Here is an 862-nt window from a genome sequence, read left to right as displayed (position 1 = left end):
ACCTAACTCGTAGTCATCTCGCCCTGCAAGAAAGCCTGCTTCAGCCAACGCATCAAAGGCCTCTTTTACCTCTGGCAGAATGCTTACCTTCGCACCATCAAAACTGGGCTCATTACAATCTAGTTTGGCATTATGGTTAGCAAACTTATCCTCAGCAATTTGTCTTGCTGTAGAGATCGCTGCATTAAAGGTTTCAACATTATGTTCATTAAAACGAGCGCGCTCAGTAAGTGCGGCGGTTTCAAGCACTTCATACAACTGAAACTGAACGTCTCTTTCATTTAATAAATCGGTTTCCATGCCTTACAAGCCTCTTAATGATGAATAGGTTATTTACCTATCACTGTCTCATATCGAGAGGGATTACATAACTGGCTTTTATGACTTAAACTATGCCGTTTATGCCACCAGTATTCTTGGATACACAACAATGAAGCAAGTCACCATTCTCGGGTTTGATTACGCCTTTGCTACAGCAATTATCGGTATGGCAGATTTACTCGCTTCGGTTGGCGTTACTTGGAATTACATTCATGGAGATAAGCTATCCAGACAATTCAATGTCGAAATTGCTAGCTTAAACGGTGGTAAAATTCGGTGTGCTAATAATATTGAAATCAATGCGCATAAAACCATTGAAGAAATCAGTTCAAGTGACCTGCTTGTCATACCGACCATCGCTGGCGATATTGCTCAGACACTGGCTTTAAATAAAGCAGCACTCCCATGGATCAGAAAACTATATGAAGGTGGCTGCGATATCGCATGTAATTGTACCGGCGCTTTTCTGCTTGCCGACACAGGCATGTTAGATCACAAAAAAGCGACGACGCATTGGGGCTTCGTCGAGCAGTTTGCACAG

General features: G+C 42.6%; 2 protein-coding genes. One reads left to right on the top strand and one right to left on the bottom strand.

The genetic code is table 11. From position 1 onward, the window contains the following. On the bottom strand, positions 1-300 hold a 300-nt coding region (locus A3756_RS02155), incomplete at its 3' end, for an acyl-CoA dehydrogenase family protein (RefSeq protein WP_197481112.1). Positions 301-430: 130 nt separating this feature from the next. Here A3756_RS02155 and A3756_RS02150 point away from each other — a divergent pair. Beyond that, positions 431-862 (top strand): DJ-1/PfpI family protein (locus A3756_RS02150; protein ID WP_197481111.1); only part of this gene is annotated, 432 nt, incomplete at its 3' end.

Source organism: Oleiphilus sp. HI0086, assembly GCF_001635225.1.
This window is presented reverse-complemented; position numbering and strand designations above follow the sequence as displayed.